Below are 14,665 nucleotides of genomic sequence, written 5' to 3' on the forward strand. Positions count from 1 at the left end.
CTGGCTTTTCAGGATTTCATTCGATGGCTTATTCACCTGTGTTTTGCCGCTCGCTCGGCAGTCTGTTTCTGCTCGTTCCCGCCCTGGCCTATGCCGCTACGCCAGGCGATTCAACCCTGACCCTCGGCGCCGTAAACGTCACCGCGCCAAACGCCGGTCCGCTGGCCAGCCGCAACATTCTCAGCTCGGTCGACGTGGTCGGCAGCGACATCATTGAACAGCAGCCGGTGCAATACAGCTGGGAGCTGTTCAACCGCGTGCCCGGCGTAATGCTCACCCAATTCAACCAGGGCACCACCTCCGGCAAGTTGTCGTTTCGTGGCTTCAATGGCGAGGGCGAAGTGAACGCCGTGAAGCTGTTGATCGACGGCATTCCCAGCAACACCAACGACGGCAACATGCCCTTTATCGACATGCTGTTCCCGCTGGATATCGACAGCATTGAAGTGGTGCGCGGCACCAACGACCCGCGCTACGGCCTGCACAACATCGCCGGCAACGCCAGCATCAACACCCGCATCGGTGGCAACGACGGCAAACTGCGGGTGCGCTACGGCAGCTTCGACACCCAGGAAGTGCAGGTAGTGAAAGGCATCGAAAGCGGCAACTGGAGCCAGAACTATTTTCTCGCCTACCAGCAAAGCGACGGCTACCGCGACCACGCCAACGCCGACCGCCAGAGCTTCGCCGGCAAGTGGTTTTACACCGCCGATGAAGACGCCTGGCGCGCCGGCTTGATCTTGCGCCACTACCAGGGCGACGCCGACGAAGCCGGTTACCTGAGCCGCCGCGACGCCCACGATCACCCGCGCGACTCTTACGCCGACAACGCCACCGACCAGGGCAGTCGGGAAATGAACCAGGCCAGCCTGCACCTGGATATCAACCTGGAACATGACCTGTCGTGGGCCAGCAAGGCCTACCTCAATACCTTCAAAGATGAGCGCTGGACCCAATACTGGCGCAGCGTTTCCCAGCAGGAACGGGTGGCCGATGAGCGTCAGTACGGCGCCCTCAGCACCCTGACCTGGCGCCCGGACGTGGACCATCTGCACGGCTTTGCACTGGAAGGCGGCGCCGACGTGCAGCGCCAGGAAAACCAAAGCCGCCGCTACCGCACCACTCAGCGCATCCGCAGCGCGCAAACCCGCGACCAGCAGTTCGACCTGGATGTGGTGGGCGGCTATGTGCAAGCGGTGATCGAGCCAGTCGAGTCGCTGAAAATCATTCCGGCGTATCGCGTGGACAAGGTGTACGGCGACTACAGCAACGAACTCACCGGCGAGCGCGCCGACGTCAACGACTACGGCCTGATCCGCCAGCCAAAACTCAGCGTGGTCTATGCCCCGTGGGAACACGCCAGCCTGTATGCCAACTGGGGGCGCAGCTTTCAGATCGGTGTCGGTTCGGCCAGCTACCGCCTGGCCAGCCAGCGCGACGACCTCAACCCTTCCATCAATGACGGCTGGGAAACCGGGCTGAAATTCAACCCGACGCCGTGGCTGGACGGGCGCATCGCCTATTGGGAACAGAAGGCCTCGGACGAGGTGCAACGCAAACTCAACGATGCCGTCGGCGACTCGGAAAACGTCGGCGAAACCCTGCGCCGTGGCTACGACATTCAGCTCAATGTGTACCCCACCGAGGCCACCAGCGTGTGGGCGTCGTATTCGCGGCAGTTCTCGGAAATTCTCAAGCCCAACCCCAACCTGCCCGCCAGCAAAGGCCAGGAAATGGACCACGTGCCCCATCACCTGTATGCCTTGGGTTCCACCTACCAGGCCAGCGAAGCATTGCAGCTGTCCGCGTGGGTCAACGGGCAAAGCGACTACTACCTGGAACGCACCAACAGCGCCGGCAAGTACGGCGACTTTGCCTTGCTCAACGTCGGCGCGAGCTACCGGATAAGTGCCGACGTGAGCGTGGATCTGCAAGTGAAAAACCTCACGGATCGCTACAGCGAATACGTGTGGTACGACGCTACCGCCAGCGTACAGCAGTCGTTACACGCGCCCGCCGATGGCCGTGCGTTTTATGCCGGCCTGACGTTGGATTTCTAAGCGCGTGGAGGCGGTTGCCGGTTCACCTGAGAAACGAGGTGAGCCGGCCACACCGCTCAGCTACCATGGGCGCCCGACCGTTCTTTCTGGTAGTAAGCGTGCACGGAACCGAAGAAAGTCTTGAGCAGAAGTCCTTCGCTCAACTGCGTCCGCTGGTGGTGTCCAGCGAAATATTGGCGGCCGCTGTCTGCCTGATCGTGCTGATCGTGGCCAATGTAAGCCAACCCATTTCCCCCTGGTTATACGGCTTCAGCGTGCTGTCGGCGGGCATCTGCGTGCTCACCTATCGGGCCCGCACCACGCAACAGCTCTGGCTTAGCGGATTGTTGTTGGTCTGCGCGTGTACCGCCTGCCTCGGTGCGCTGGCCAATGCCATTGGCAATCCGGCCATCTGGTTTCTGCCTATTGGCCTGGTATTCAGCTTGCCGGTGTCGGCGATGCACGCCCATCCGGGCCATGCGTTAAGCACGGGCATTGCGGTGTGGGCCACGCTGTTTGCCGTGGTGCAACCGAGCTTCGACCGGCAGCTCGACCTGACCCTTACGCTGATGTTGATAACCGCCAGCCTGCTGGTCGCCACCATGGTCTGCACCACGCTGTGCCGCACGCGCAAAGATGTGTTCGACCTGCAAAGCCAACTGCACGACATGGCCTACCGCGACACGCTCACCGGGCTGCCCAATCGCCGCGCATTTATTCAGCGCCTGACTGCCACGGTTAGTGCCAGCGAACCTCGCGTGCCGCTGTTTTTCCTGATGCTCGACATCGACGACTTCAAGAAGATCAACGACGGCCACGGCCACGATGTGGGCGACCGCGTGTTAGTGGAAGTGGCCAAGGTGCTCAGCGAACAAAGCCCCGGCCATAACGTCGCCCGGCTCGGCGGCGAAGAGTTTGCCGTCGCCGCGCAGCTCGCCGATGCAGGCGCCGCCAGCGCCCTGGCGCAGCGGATTGTCGAGGCCGTGAATGGCCAGCCGGTGCTTGGCGTTACGCTTTCAATCAGCATTGGGGTGGCCGAACACCTGGCAGACGAAACCCTGTTCAGCCTGATGCGTCGTGCCGATCTGGCGCTGTATGAAGCCAAACATCAGGGCAAAAATCGCTTTGCGCTGGCCGCGCCAGCTACTGCGGCGGCCTGACAGCGGGATAAGCAAAACTAATACGCCATCAGGTCTAATCATTAGACCTGATGGCCTTCAACGGCGAGGATTCAGCGGGCTGACCGACACTGGTCTTACATCTGCTGAGGAAAACGCCGTTGAAACACCGACTCCACGCCTTGATTCGCACGCTCCGTACCCTCGACGCTGCATGGGGCTGTTACGCCATGCGCAACCTCAAACGTCGCTGAGTCGGGGAGTTCACATGTCATTGGTTTTGCCTGTTCTCGACGCCGAAATCGCCACCCTCGCGCCGGGCTTCTGCGCCCTGAGCATCAGCGTTGAAGCCGCTCCCATCACCCAGCCGCAGGTGGCCGCCGAGGCCATGCGCAACGCCTGCGCTGCTGTAGCGGCCGGCGGCCCTGCGTGGGCTGACGCGCACCTCGCGGCATGGGCTGAAACGTTTCGCTTGTTCGGCGCCAAACCGCAACGCACGCCGTGTTCGGCCGAAGCGCTGCGAAAACGCGTGCTGCGCGACGGCGCATTGCCGAGCATTGATCCGGTGGTGGATTTGTACAACGCCATCAGCCTGCAATTCGCCGTGCCGGTCGGTGGCGAAAACCTGGCCGCCTATGTGGGGCCGCCGCGTCTGACCGTGGCCGATGGCACCGAGTTGTTTGACACCTTCAAAGACGGCGCACTCGCCAACGAGTCGCCGGACAAGGGCGAAGTGATCTGGCGCGACGACATTGGCGTCACGTGCCGGCGCTGGAACTGGCGCCAAGGCGTGCGCACCCGCTTGGACTGCACCGCCACGCGCATGTGGTTTGTGCTTGAAGCGCTGCCGTCGATGCCCCGCGAAGCACTGCAAGCGGCCGGCGATGCGTTGGTCGACGGGCTCGAAAAAATGATGCCCGGCGCTCGGGTAGACACACAGATGGTCGAGTTTTACTGAAGCATCTGTGTCTGGCAGCCGCGTTTACCAACGTGATAATTCTTCTGCCTGCTCATTCGCTTGATAGGCGCGGCCCATGGCTTTCGACTTCCACCACCTGCTGCTGGTGCTCACCGTGTACACCCTCGGCGCCGCCAGCCCCGGCCCGAGCAACATGCGCATCATGGGCGTGGCCATGCACCGAGGGCGGCGCCCGGCGCTGATGCTGGCGGCGGGCATTATCAGCGGCTCGTTCTTCTGGGGCGTGATGGCCGCCTCCGGGGTGTCGGCGTTGCTGGCCAGCTACGCGCACGCCATCGGTGTGCTGAAAATCATCGGCGGCGCGTACCTGTTGTTCCTCGCCTACAAAGCGGGGCGCTCGGCGCTGACCTCCGAAGAGCGGCATCAACAAGCACTGGCCGCCGCGCCACAGACCTGCGGGGCTACCTTGTACAAACAGGGCCTGCTGATGCACCTCACCAACCCGAAAGCGATCCTGAGCTGGATCGCGACCATGACCCTCGGTCTCGGGCCAGGCGCCACATTCTCTACGGTGGCGGTCACCTTGGGCGCGTGCGCGGTGCTGAGCGTGAGTATTTTCGGTGGGTATGCGCTGATCTTCTCGACCGAGCCCATGGTGCGTGCTTACCGCCACGCGCGGCGTTGGATTGAAGGTGCGCTAGCCTTGGTATTTGCAGCAGCGGGCTTAAAACTGCTGTTTTCCCGGACCTAACAAGGCGGCGTCGAGGGCTGGCCATGAAACCGATCACACTGGAAATTTCCAACGCACCAAGCGCCGAAACACAGCAGTTGATCCTCGATGGGCTGCGAGCCTTTAACCAAGGCGAAGTCGGTGCATCCGGCCATCAGCAGTTGGCCGTTCTGCTCCGCGCTGGCGACGCGGGTGGCGAGGTGCTTGGCGGCTTGAGCGGCTACACGGCGTGGGGCTGGTTGTTTATCGAAAAGCTCTGGGTGCCGGAAACGCTCCGCGGCCAAGGGTTCGGCGGCAAGCTGCTGGAAGCGGCAGAGCGGGAGGCGCTGAAACGGGGTTGCCATGGCGCGTGGCTGGACACCTTTAACCCCGAGGCGTTGGCGCTGTATCAGCGGCAGGGGTATGGGGTGTTCGGCGAATTGCCCGAGTTTCCCAAAGGCCGGTCGCGGTTTTTCCTGAAGAAATCCCTCGGCTGAGTCAACCCTCGCTCTGCGCTTCGTTGCTCTGCACCGCAGCGCTTTCAGCCTCGGCCGCGAGCTTGGCGCGGTCAGCTTTGCTGATGTATTTCGGCTTACTTTTAGGCGCGAGTTTGGCGCTGGCCTTTTTCGCGTGGGCTTTGAGGAGCTGATTGATTTTCTTGCGGCGGTTCATGGTTGGGGTCTGCAGGGGATGAGTTTGCGTTTGGCATTATCGGGAGCGCGGTTGGGGAGGGCTAGTGGTGTTGGTCCGAGGGTGGAGGTCCCAGGTTACGGTGTTCGCCATGCAATTCTGGATTCCGAATTGTCGGACCACCGCCTGCGCGGAAATGACGGATGTTTTTGTTTAGTCCTCCGTCATCCTCGCGCACGCGGGGATCCAGAATCTCCAAGGTGATGATGTTCGTCACGCAAGCCTCGATCCCAATTCTCGGACCACCGCCTTCGCGAGGATGACGGATGTTTTTGTTTAGTCCTCCGTCATCCTCGCGCACGCGGGAATCCAGAATCTCCAAGGTGATGATGTTCGTCACGCAGGCCTCGGTCCCAATTCTCGGACCACCGCCTGCGCGGAAATGATTTGCAGGATTAAACCAACATCGCCTGCATCAACCCCCTAAACGTATTCCGATAAATCTTCTGAAAATGCTCAACGCTGTCCCCCAAATACCCAAACCGATGCATGGTGATCAACCCCTGACACGTGCTGAGCATTAACGTGGCGGTGCGTTCCACGTCGGCGTCGGGGCGTAACAGGCCGGCGTCGCGGCATTCGCGGATGCGGTCGATGAGCATCTGGAAGTTGCCGCGGCGCAATGCGGCCAGTTGTTCGACCACATGACCGTCAATCTGCGGGGTGCGGTTGAGGAAGAACACGTCGTAATGGCTGGGCTGTTCGAGGCCGAAGGCGAGGAATTCTTCCGAGCAGATCATCAGCCTTTCGAGTGGGTCTTTGCCGGTCAGGGCTCGGCTCAGGTAGCGCGAGAAGGTGTGCACGCCTTCCAGGAAAATTTCGCTGACCAGCTCTTCCTTGTTTTTGAAATGCCAGTAAATGGCGCCCGGCGTAACGCCCACCACAGTTGCCAGTTTGCGCATGGAAAGGCCTTTGGCGCCCTCGTCCAGAAACAGGGTGCGGGCTTGGTCCAGTATCACGGCGCGTAGGTCTTGTTTGGACAACGTAAGCCTCGTCGGGCAGGAAAAAAGCACAGCGTGCGAAGCCGCCATTATCGGCAAACCTTCCGTGGCTCACCAGCGACGCGTTGGATAAAGCGGTGGATAAAAAAAGGCCAGGAATTACTTCCCGGCCGTACGCGTAAAACCCAAGCCTGCGCTTGAAGCCGCGCCAAGGGGATGCCGTTTCAGATCAGGTAAAGCGTTCGCGCAAGGTTTGCTTGTGCACTTTGCCGGTCGCGCCAAGGGGCATCTGCTCGATCACTTCCATACGGTCCGGCAGCCACCAGTTGGGCACCAGCGTCTGCAAATGCGTGCGGATGGTTGCAATGTCGAGCGGGTGGCCGTCTTTGAGCGTGACGATCAGCAGTGGGCGCTCCGACCATTTTTCGTCGGCAATCGCGATCACGGCTGCATAGGCAACCGCTGCATGGCTTTGCGCGGCCAGTTCAAGCTCCAGCGAGCTGATCCATTCGCCGCCGGACTTGATCACGTCTTTGGAACGGTCGGTGAGTTTGAGAAAACCACGGCTGTCGATGTGGGCAATGTCGCCAGTGGCGAACCAGCCGTCGTCGGTGCAGGCCGAGCCTTCCTGGCGAAAGTATTGGCCGGCAACCCAATGGCCTTTGACGTGCAAATGCCCGGCGCTAAAACCGTCCCAGCCCAGTGGCTGGCCCACGTCGTTGACCACACGCAGATCGACGCCCCAGATGCCGCGCCCTTGTTTGAGTTTTTCTTGCACACGCTGCTCTTCGTCTTGGTGGGCAGAGTCGGGCAGCGGGCGGTTCACGGCGCCGATGGGGCTGAGTTCAGTCATGCCCCAGGCTTGCAGCACGTCGATACCGATTTTTTCGAAGCGCAGCAGCAGAGATTTATCCACCGCCGCGCCGCCAATAAACACTTCTTCCAGGTAGTCGAGCTTCAGCTGTTTATCGTCCAGGTAGTTGAGCACGCTCTGCCAGATGGTCGGCACGCCGAGCGCCAGCGTGACTTTCTCTTGCTGCATCAGCTCGGCGAGGCTGGCGGCGTCCATGCCGCTGCCGGGCATCACCAGCTTGGCGCCGGTGAGCAGGGTGGCGTAGGGCATGCCCCAGGCGTTGACGTGAAACATCGGCACCACCGGCATCACCACCGAGTGCGCCGACAACGCGGCGCAGTCGGGCAGGGCGCTGACCAGTGCGTGCAGCACCGTGGAGCGATGGCTGTAGAGCACGCCTTTGGGGTTGCCGGTGGTGCCGGAGGTGTAGCACAGCGCGCAGGCGCTGCGCTCGTCGAGGTCGGGCCAGAGGAACGCGTCGGTCTCGCGGCTGAGCAGGGTTTCGTATGCCAGGCAGCCGGCGGGCATTTTTTCGCTTAGGCCGCTTTCGTCGGTCAAGGCCACCCACTGCAGAGTGCCTTCGCGCACGGTGGCGACTTTTTCCACCACGTGGGCCAGGTCGGTATCGAAAAACAGCAGGGTGTTTTGCGCATGTTCAATGATGTAGCTGAGCTGGTCGGCATGCAGGCGCGGGTTGATGGTGTGGCAGATGGCACCGATGCCGGCGCAGGCGTAATACAGCTCCAGGTGACGGTGGGTGTTCCAGGCGATGGTGGCGATGCGGTCGCCGGGCTGGGTGCCGAGGGCGAGCAGGGCGTTGGCCAGTTGACGGGTGCGTTTGGCGATGTCGCGGTAGGTGTTGTAGACGATGCTGCCATCACTCAGGCGGCTGACCACGAACTGGTTGGGGTGAAAGCGCTCGGCGTGTTCGAGCAGGCTGCTGACCAGCAGGGGTTTTTCCATCATTAATCCAAGCATCTTGTTTTCTTCCTTATGTGCCGGGCTTTCCCTGCGCGTTATCAGCGCAGGGCTTCTTCGAATAACCGTTGGTAATCGCTGGCCTTGGGCTGGCGCGGGTTGGTCATGGTGTTGAGGTCGGCCATGGCGTGCTGCTCCAGCCCTTCGAGGTGTTCGTCGCGAACGCCCATTTGTGCAAGGTTCGCGGGCAAGCCGAGTTGCTGGTTGAGGCCGCTGAGGTAATCGGCAAGGTCGGCGTTGGCCGCCAGGCCCATGGCGCGTTTGATGCGCTGGTACTTCTCGCCGACGTAGGCGTGGTTGAAGCGCAACACAGCGGGCAGCAGCACAGCGTTGAGGGTGCCGTGGTGCAGGTTGAGTTCGTGCAAACGGCCAACCGCGTGGCTCATGGCGTGCACGGCGCCCAGCCCTTTGATAAACGCCAGGGCGCCTTCGGTGGAGGCCATCATCATGTTCCAGCGGGCGTCCAAATCGCTGCCATCGGCGACCGCCTTGAGCAAGTGCCCCTGGCCAATCGCGCGCTCCAAACCATCCAGGCCCACCGCTTCGGCCGGCGGATTTACCACCGGCGACAGCACCGCTTCAATGCAATGGGTGACCGCGTCCATGCCGGTGGAAGCGGTGAGGCTGGCAGGCATACCGAGGGTGAGCAGCGGGTCGCAGATGGCCAGGCGCGGCAGCAGCAAATCGCTGACGAACGTGAGCTTGCGGCCTTCTTCGCAGATGATCACGCTCGCCACGCTGGCTTCCGAACCGGTGCCCGCCGTGGTGGGAATGGCAATCAGCGGCGCGACGTCGCGAATCTTCTGTTTGCCGCCTTCGGTGGCGGCGTATTGCGCCAGCGGGCCGGGCTGCCGGGCAAGCAGGGCCACGGCTTTGCCGAGGTCCATGGGCGAGCCGCCGCCGATGCAAATTACCCCGTCGCAGTCGGCGCTGCGGTACAGCTCAAGCGCTTGCAACACGGCGGCTTCGGTCGGGTTGCCGGGCACCTCGCTGAACAACACGAACGGCACCTCGGCGGGCAGTTGCTCGCGCAGGGTTTGCAATATTGCGCCCCGGGAAATGTTCGGCCCGCTGACGATCAGCGGCCGCTGCATGCTCAAGCGCTGCATGCCACGGGCCAGGTGCTTGATGGCGCCGTGGTCGAATTGAATCTGGGTGAGGTAGCTCAGCACTGCCATGGAACGCTCCTGATCAAGAAAGGCCGAGGTCGGTTCGGGCGGTTGCAATCAAGGCGCGATACACGTTGCCGAGCATGCGGTTGGCTTTGTCTTCGCTGATGCCTTGTGGTTCGTACCGGGCGTTGAAGGTGACGTCGCAGCTGTGCCCTTCACCGCTGATGTGCAGGCTGGCCTGGTACTGAATCAGCGGCATCGGACCACGCTCGGTCATGGTGTAGCTGAGCGTAAACGCCGCTTCATCGCGCGAATCCAGGCGCTCCACCAGCACGCCGCCACCTTGCGTATGCAAGTGGCGCGTGCTGCCAATTCCGTCTCCTTGCATTTCTACGCGCTCTGCCAAGCCGGCTCGGGCAATGGCGGCAAAGTCGCGCATCGCCTGCCAGGTGGCGGCGGCATCTTTCTGTACGGTTTCGCTGTAGCTGAATGCGTGCATTGGTCAATCTCCTGAACGTGTGTTTAGTTTTTTACACCCAGGGATGTGGTGGACACAACATCCGTTTTATTGTGTTTTGTAACGCTACAAAAAATTACGTGACAGAGAATGGACGAATTTACCTAAACATGTGTTCAATGAATTGGCCGAACGGTGATCGAAAGGTTTCGGCTCAGCGCTCAATGCGCTTTTCGTAACCACTTACAAAGGCGGCGAACATGATTTATGCAAGGCCCGGTACGGCGGCTTCGAGGCTGCAACTCAAGGCTCGTTACGGCAATTACATCGATGGCGCGTTTGTCGCGCCGCTCGCCGGCGAACATTTCGTCAGCAGCAGCCCCGTGGATGGTTCGCTGATCGGCGAATTTCCGCGCTCCAGAGCGGCAGACATCAACCGCGCCCTGGACGCCGCCCACGCCGCGAGCGAGGCGTGGGGCAAAACTTCAGCGCAGGACCGCGCGCTGGTGCTGCTGAAAATCGCCGACCGTATCGAGGCCAATCTTGAGCTGCTGGCTGTCAGCGAAACCTGGGACAACGGCAAACCCGTGCGCGAAACCCTGGGCGCGGACGTGCCGTTGGCGGCCGATCACTTTCGCTATTTCGCCGGCTGTATCCGCGCCCAGGAAGGCAGCGCCGCCGAGATCAACGAGCACACGGCGGCCTACCATTTTCACGAGCCGCTGGGCGTGGTCGGGCAAATCATTCCGTGGAATTTCCCGCTGTTGATGGCGGCCTGGAAGCTGGCGCCGGCCTTGGCCGCCGGCAATTGCGTGGTGCTCAAACCAGCGGAGCAAACGCCGCTGTCGATCAACGTGCTGCTGGAGGTGATCGGCGATTTGCTGCCCCAGGGCGTGCTCAACGTGGTGCACGGCTTTGGCGCCGAGGCGGGCGAGGCGCTGGCCACTAGCAAGCGCATAGCCAAAATCGCCTTCACCGGCTCCACGCCGGTGGGTTCGCACATTCTTAAATGCGCCGCGCAAAACATTATTCCGAGCACCGTGGAGCTGGGCGGGAAAAGCCCGAACATCTTTTTTGAAGACATCATGCAGGCCGAGCCGAGCTTTATCGAAAAGGCCGCCGAAGGTCTGGTGCTGGCGTTCTTCAATCAGGGCGAGGTGTGCACCAGCCCGTCGCGGGCGCTGGTGCAGGCGTCCATCTACGAACCGTTCATGGTCGAGGTGCTGAAGAAGGTCAAAGCGATCAAGCGCGGTAACCCGCTGGACACCGACACCATGGTCGGCGCCCAGGCCTCGCGGCAGCAGTTCGACAAAATTCTCACCTACATGCAGATCGCCGAGCAGGAGGGTGCGCAGGTGCTGGCCGGCGGCGCGGCCGAGGCGCTGCAAGGCGACCTGGCGAGCGGCTATTACATCCAGCCGACGCTGCTCAAAGGCCACAACAAAATGCGCGTGTTCCAGGAAGAGATCTTCGGTCCGGTGGTCAGCGTTACCACCTTCAAAGACGAAGCCGAAGCGCTGGCCATCGCCAACGACACCGAGTTCGGCCTTGGCGCCGGGCTGTGGACCCGCGACATCAACCGCGCCTACCGCATGGGCCGCGCCATCAAGGCCGGCCGCGTGTGGACCAACTGCTACCACCTGTACCCGGCGCACACCGCTTTTGGCGGTTACAAGAAATCCGGCATCGGCCGCGAGAACCACAAAATGATGCTCGACCACTACCAGCAAACCAAGAACCTGCTGGTGAGCTACGACATCACGCCCCAGGGCTTCTTCTAGCCCCAACGCACGCCCTTATTGCGCATTCGCACCCCAACATTCAGCGGGAGAAACACCATGGAAACGGTCGGCAAACCCTATCGCAAAACCGTTGGCATCAGCGGCGAGTTCGACGCCATCATCATCGGTTCGGGCATGGGCGGTTTAAGCGTCGCCTCGATGCTTGCGCAGGAAAACCAGCGCGTGTTGTTGCTGGAACAGAACACCGTCATTGGCGGCATGACCCAGGCGTATTCGCGCAACGGTTATCGCTGGACTGTGGGCATGCACTACATCGGCGACGTCGGCTCCACGCAGTCGGCCGGCTGGAAACTGTTCGACTACGTCACCGGCGGCGGGCTGCAGTGGACGCCCATGCCGAGCATTTTCAACCGCATGGCCATTGGCGATTGCCACTACGAAATTCCGGCCGGCGCCGAGGCGTATGGCAACCTGCTGAAAGCGCATTTTCCCAACCAGGCCGAACCCATCGACACCTACCTGGCACTGGTGGGCAAAGTCTCGAAAAGCTCCGCCGGTTACTTCGCCCAAAAAGCCTTGTCAGACGCTGCCGCCGAGCGTGTTTACGACGCCATGTGTACTAGCTTTCACAGCTATTCGGACAGGCTGACCATCGATGTGCTGTCGGAGCTGTTTTCCGATCAGGAGTTGATTGCCGTCATTTGTGCCAACTGGGGCGACTACAGCCTGGAGCCGACGAAAAGCTCGTTCGCCATGCACTGCATGCTGGCCAAGCACTATATGAACGGCGCCCATTACCCGGTGGGCGGCGGCATGGCTTTTTCGCGGCTAATGGCGCCCATCATCGAGGCGGCTGGCGGCGTGCTGCTGCACAGCGCCGACGTGGCAGAAATCGTGGTGGAGGAGGGCGCTGCTGTGGGCGTGCGCATGGGTTCGGGTGAAGTGGTGCGCTGCCCGGTCGTCATCAGCAATGCCGGCGTGCAAAACACCTTTGGCCGCCTGCTGCCTGCGCCGGTCAGCGCCGAGCTGGGCCTTGATACGCTGCTGGAAACGGTGACCGACACCTACGCCGTGGTAGGCCTGAACATCGGCTTCAACCAATCGGCCGAAGCGCTGGGCTTTACTTCCGCGAACGTGTGGTCGCACCCGACCAACGACTTGCAAGCCAACCTGGACGCCCACAAGGCTGACTTCAACGCGCCGTTTCCGTGGTCATTCATCACCTTTCCCTCCACCAAAGATGCCGCGTGGGACAGCGAATTTCCCAACAAAGCCACGGTGGAAATGTACGCCTACACCCACTACAGCCACTTCGAACAATGGGCCGGCACGCGGTGGATGAAACGTGGCGACGACTACCTGGCGCGCAAGGAAGTGATCCGCGAGCGGCTGCTGGAAGAATTGTTCCGCCACGTACCGCCGCACGCGCGCGATGCCGTGGATTATGTGGAAGTGTCGACGCCGCTGAGCTACGAAACCTTCGCCAAGCGCGAGCGGGGCGGGTTTATGGGCATCGAATCTTCACCGGCACGCTTCCAGCAGAAATGGCTGCGGGCGCAGACACCGGTGAAGGGGCTGTATATCACCGGGCAGGATCTGGCCACGGACGGGGTTATTGGCGCGTTGGTGGGTGGGGTGTTGTGTGCGTCGGCAATTGTTGGGAAGGATTTGATGGGGCAGATTCGGGGGGCTTGAGGGCGGGGATGACGGTGCTCGACATGCCGAATCGTCGGACCGCCGCCTGCGCGGGAATGACGGATGTTTTTACCGAGACACCCGTCATTCCCGCGAAGGCGGGAATCCAGAGTTTTTCAGGTAACTGCGCTCGTCGGGCAATTCTGGATCCCCGCGTACGCGAGGATGACGGTGGTTTTTGTATAGTCCACCGTCATTCCCGCGAAGGCGGCGGTCCGACGATTCGGAATCCAGAGTCTTTCAGGTAACGGTGTTCGTCGGGAAATTCTGGATCCGGAATTGTCGGACCACCGCGTACGCGAGGATGACGGGGGTTTTTATTTAGTCCACCGTCATCCCCGCGAAGGCCACGGACGATTTGATTAAGCCCACCGTCATCCTCGCGCACGCGGGGATCCAGAGTCTTTCAGGTAACGGCGCTCGTCGGGCAATTCTGGATCCCGAATTGTCGGACCACCGCGTACGCGGGAATGACGGTGGTTTTTATCAAGACTCCCGCCCCCCTCAGCGCTGCCGCCCCATCTCCTCCAACAAATGCCCCACCGCATGCTCCACAAACGCCGTCACCGCCGCCGGTATCTGCCGGCGACTGGGGTACACCACGTACATATCAATATCCCGCTGCCGATAGTCCGGCAGCACCTCCACCAACGTGCCCGCTGTGAGGCTGGCAAACGCAATCGGCTGCGGCAAAAAGCAAATCCCCATTCCGGCCGCCGCCGCCTTCAGTTGCGCTTGTGCGGTGTTGGCACACACGCGCCCGCTCACTTCGCACTGCGCCTCGCCCTGCGGCCCGGTGAAACGCCAGGTGGTCGAGCCGCTGGGCGTCGCCGGGAAAATGCACTGGTGCTCGCTCAGTTTCTCGATGGCGGCGGGCGTGCCGTGGGTTTTCAGATAGTCGGGACTGGCCACCAACACCCGGCTGCTGACCAGTATTTTGCGCGCGACCAGGCTGGAATCCGGCAGGGCGCCCGCGCGGAAGGCCACGTCGATGCGTTCGGCGATCAGGTCGACATGGTTATCGCTGAGCACGAATTCCAACTGAATTTTTGGGTGCTGCTCAAGAAAGCGGGCGACAAAGTCCATTTGGAATACGTCGAAGAAATCCGCCTGGGCCGTCACCCGAACGCGCCCGGCCGGTTCATCGCTGCCGTCGACAAAGCGGCGGCTCACGTCCAGCAGCTCGCCCACTTGGCTGGCGCTCTGCTCGAACAGGGCGCGGCCGGCGTCGGTGAGGGTCAGTTTGCGGGTGGTGCGGTGCAGCAGGCGCACGCCGAGGGTTTCTTCCAATTGCCTGACGCGCCGGCTCAAGGTGTTGGACGGCACGCCCATGCGCCGCGCACCGCCCGCGAAGCTTCCGGCTTCAACGATCTGAACAAACAGAGCGAGGTCGTTCAGATCCAGCATTTCTA

14 protein-coding genes are annotated in these 14,665 nt (G+C 61.6%); 7 read left to right on the forward strand and 7 right to left on the reverse strand.

The window, feature by feature from the left end:
- Positions 1 to 23: 23 nt before the first annotated feature.
- The 5 genes from AC0IW7_RS11525 (at position 24) to AC0IW7_RS11545 (ending at position 5,282) form a co-directional block, all read left to right on the forward strand.
- Complete coding sequence (locus tag AC0IW7_RS11525) at positions 24 to 2,060, forward strand: TonB-dependent receptor (protein WP_471818023.1); 2,037 nt, start codon at positions 24 to 26, stop codon at positions 2,058 to 2,060.
- A 98-nt stretch (positions 2,061 to 2,158) separates the two neighbouring features.
- Positions 2,159 to 3,199 carry a GGDEF domain-containing protein gene (locus tag AC0IW7_RS11530; protein WP_471818025.1) on the forward strand — a complete coding sequence of 347 codons (1,041 nt, stop codon included), beginning with the start codon at positions 2,159 to 2,161 and terminating at the stop codon, positions 3,197 to 3,199.
- Between the two features lie 226 nt (positions 3,200 to 3,425).
- The gene (locus AC0IW7_RS11535; protein WP_471818027.1) at positions 3,426 to 4,115 is read left to right on the forward strand and encodes a B3/B4 domain-containing protein; all 690 of its coding nucleotides are present in this window, start codon (positions 3,426 to 3,428) and stop codon (positions 4,113 to 4,115) included.
- Between the two features lie 76 nt (positions 4,116 to 4,191).
- The gene (locus AC0IW7_RS11540) at positions 4,192 to 4,827 is read left to right on the forward strand and encodes a LysE family translocator (protein ID WP_471818029.1); all 636 of its coding nucleotides are present in this window, start codon (positions 4,192 to 4,194) and stop codon (positions 4,825 to 4,827) included.
- Positions 4,828 to 4,850: 23 nt separating this feature from the next.
- On the forward strand, positions 4,851 to 5,282 hold the full coding sequence (locus tag AC0IW7_RS11545; RefSeq protein ID WP_471818031.1) for a GNAT family N-acetyltransferase: 432 nt from the start codon (positions 4,851 to 4,853) through the stop codon (positions 5,280 to 5,282).
- A gap of 1 nt (position 5,283) precedes the next feature.
- Here AC0IW7_RS11545 and AC0IW7_RS11550 read toward each other — a convergent pair whose 3' ends face one another.
- The 6 genes from AC0IW7_RS11550 to AC0IW7_RS11575 form a co-directional block, all read right to left on the reverse strand.
- Positions 5,284 to 5,457, reverse strand: coding sequence for a DUF2986 domain-containing protein (locus AC0IW7_RS11550; RefSeq protein ID WP_471818032.1), 174 nt, complete (start codon positions 5,455 to 5,457; stop codon positions 5,284 to 5,286).
- A 61-nt stretch (positions 5,458 to 5,518) separates the two neighbouring features.
- Entirely contained in the window at positions 5,519 to 5,815 is a 297-nt protein-coding gene (locus tag AC0IW7_RS11555) for a hypothetical protein (protein ID WP_471818034.1), read from the reverse strand.
- Between the two features lie 55 nt (positions 5,816 to 5,870).
- Positions 5,871 to 6,458, reverse strand: coding sequence for a TetR/AcrR family transcriptional regulator (locus AC0IW7_RS11560; protein WP_471818036.1), 588 nt, complete (start codon positions 6,456 to 6,458; stop codon positions 5,871 to 5,873).
- A 187-nt stretch (positions 6,459 to 6,645) separates the two neighbouring features.
- Positions 6,646 to 8,247 carry a long-chain fatty acid--CoA ligase gene (locus AC0IW7_RS11565; protein WP_471818038.1) on the reverse strand — a complete coding sequence of 534 codons (1,602 nt, stop codon included), beginning with the start codon at positions 8,245 to 8,247 and terminating at the stop codon, positions 6,646 to 6,648.
- Positions 8,248 to 8,288: 41 nt separating this feature from the next.
- The gene (locus AC0IW7_RS11570; protein ID WP_471818039.1) at positions 8,289 to 9,425 is read right to left on the reverse strand and encodes an iron-containing alcohol dehydrogenase; all 1,137 of its coding nucleotides are present in this window, start codon (positions 9,423 to 9,425) and stop codon (positions 8,289 to 8,291) included.
- A 13-nt stretch (positions 9,426 to 9,438) separates the two neighbouring features.
- Positions 9,439 to 9,858 carry an SRPBCC family protein gene (locus AC0IW7_RS11575; RefSeq protein ID WP_471818041.1) on the reverse strand — a complete coding sequence of 140 codons (420 nt, stop codon included), beginning with the start codon at positions 9,856 to 9,858 and terminating at the stop codon, positions 9,439 to 9,441.
- A 218-nt stretch (positions 9,859 to 10,076) separates the two neighbouring features.
- Here AC0IW7_RS11575 and exaC point away from each other — a divergent pair, with 218 nt between their 5' ends.
- Both exaC and AC0IW7_RS11585 read left to right on the forward strand, forming a co-directional pair.
- A complete protein-coding gene (gene exaC / locus AC0IW7_RS11580) occupies positions 10,077 to 11,597 on the forward strand; it encodes an acetaldehyde dehydrogenase ExaC (RefSeq protein ID WP_471818042.1) in 1,521 nt (506 codons plus the stop codon).
- Between the two features lie 57 nt (positions 11,598 to 11,654).
- Positions 11,655 to 13,253: a phytoene desaturase family protein gene (locus tag AC0IW7_RS11585; protein ID WP_471818044.1), complete on the forward strand. Its 1,599-nt coding sequence runs from the start codon at positions 11,655 to 11,657 to the stop codon at positions 13,251 to 13,253.
- Between the two features lie 504 nt (positions 13,254 to 13,757).
- On the opposite strand, the gene AC0IW7_RS11590 is transcribed toward AC0IW7_RS11585, so the two are convergent.
- Positions 13,758 to 14,660, reverse strand: coding sequence for a LysR family transcriptional regulator (locus tag AC0IW7_RS11590; protein WP_471818046.1), 903 nt, complete (start codon positions 14,658 to 14,660; stop codon positions 13,758 to 13,760).
- Positions 14,661 to 14,665 lie beyond the last annotated feature (5 nt).

The sequence above is a fragment of the Pseudomonas sp. AC229 genome, from assembly GCF_979254655.1.

Coding starts and splice junctions, on each gene's coding strand:
- exaC (WP_471818042.1), top strand. CDS start 10,077: ATGATTTATGCAAGGCCCGGTACGGCGGCTTCGAGGCTGCAACTCAAG.
- AC0IW7_RS11545 (WP_471818031.1), top strand. CDS start 4,851: ATGAAACCGATCACACTGGAAATTTCCAACGCACCAAGCGCCGAAACA.
- AC0IW7_RS11550 (WP_471818032.1), bottom strand. CDS start 5,457: ATGAACCGCCGCAAGAAAATCAATCAGCTCCTCAAAGCCCACGCGAAA.
- AC0IW7_RS11525 (WP_471818023.1), top strand. CDS start 24: ATGGCTTATTCACCTGTGTTTTGCCGCTCGCTCGGCAGTCTGTTTCTG.
- AC0IW7_RS11570 (WP_471818039.1), bottom strand. CDS start 9,425: ATGGCAGTGCTGAGCTACCTCACCCAGATTCAATTCGACCACGGCGCC.
- AC0IW7_RS11535 (WP_471818027.1), top strand. CDS start 3,426: ATGTCATTGGTTTTGCCTGTTCTCGACGCCGAAATCGCCACCCTCGCG.
- AC0IW7_RS11590 (WP_471818046.1), bottom strand. CDS start 14,660: ATGCTGGATCTGAACGACCTCGCTCTGTTTGTTCAGATCGTTGAAGCC.
- AC0IW7_RS11540 (WP_471818029.1), top strand. CDS start 4,192: ATGGCTTTCGACTTCCACCACCTGCTGCTGGTGCTCACCGTGTACACC.
- AC0IW7_RS11585 (WP_471818044.1), top strand. CDS start 11,655: ATGGAAACGGTCGGCAAACCCTATCGCAAAACCGTTGGCATCAGCGGC.
- AC0IW7_RS11575 (WP_471818041.1), bottom strand. CDS start 9,858: ATGCACGCATTCAGCTACAGCGAAACCGTACAGAAAGATGCCGCCGCC.
- AC0IW7_RS11565 (WP_471818038.1), bottom strand. CDS start 8,247: ATGCTTGGATTAATGATGGAAAAACCCCTGCTGGTCAGCAGCCTGCTC.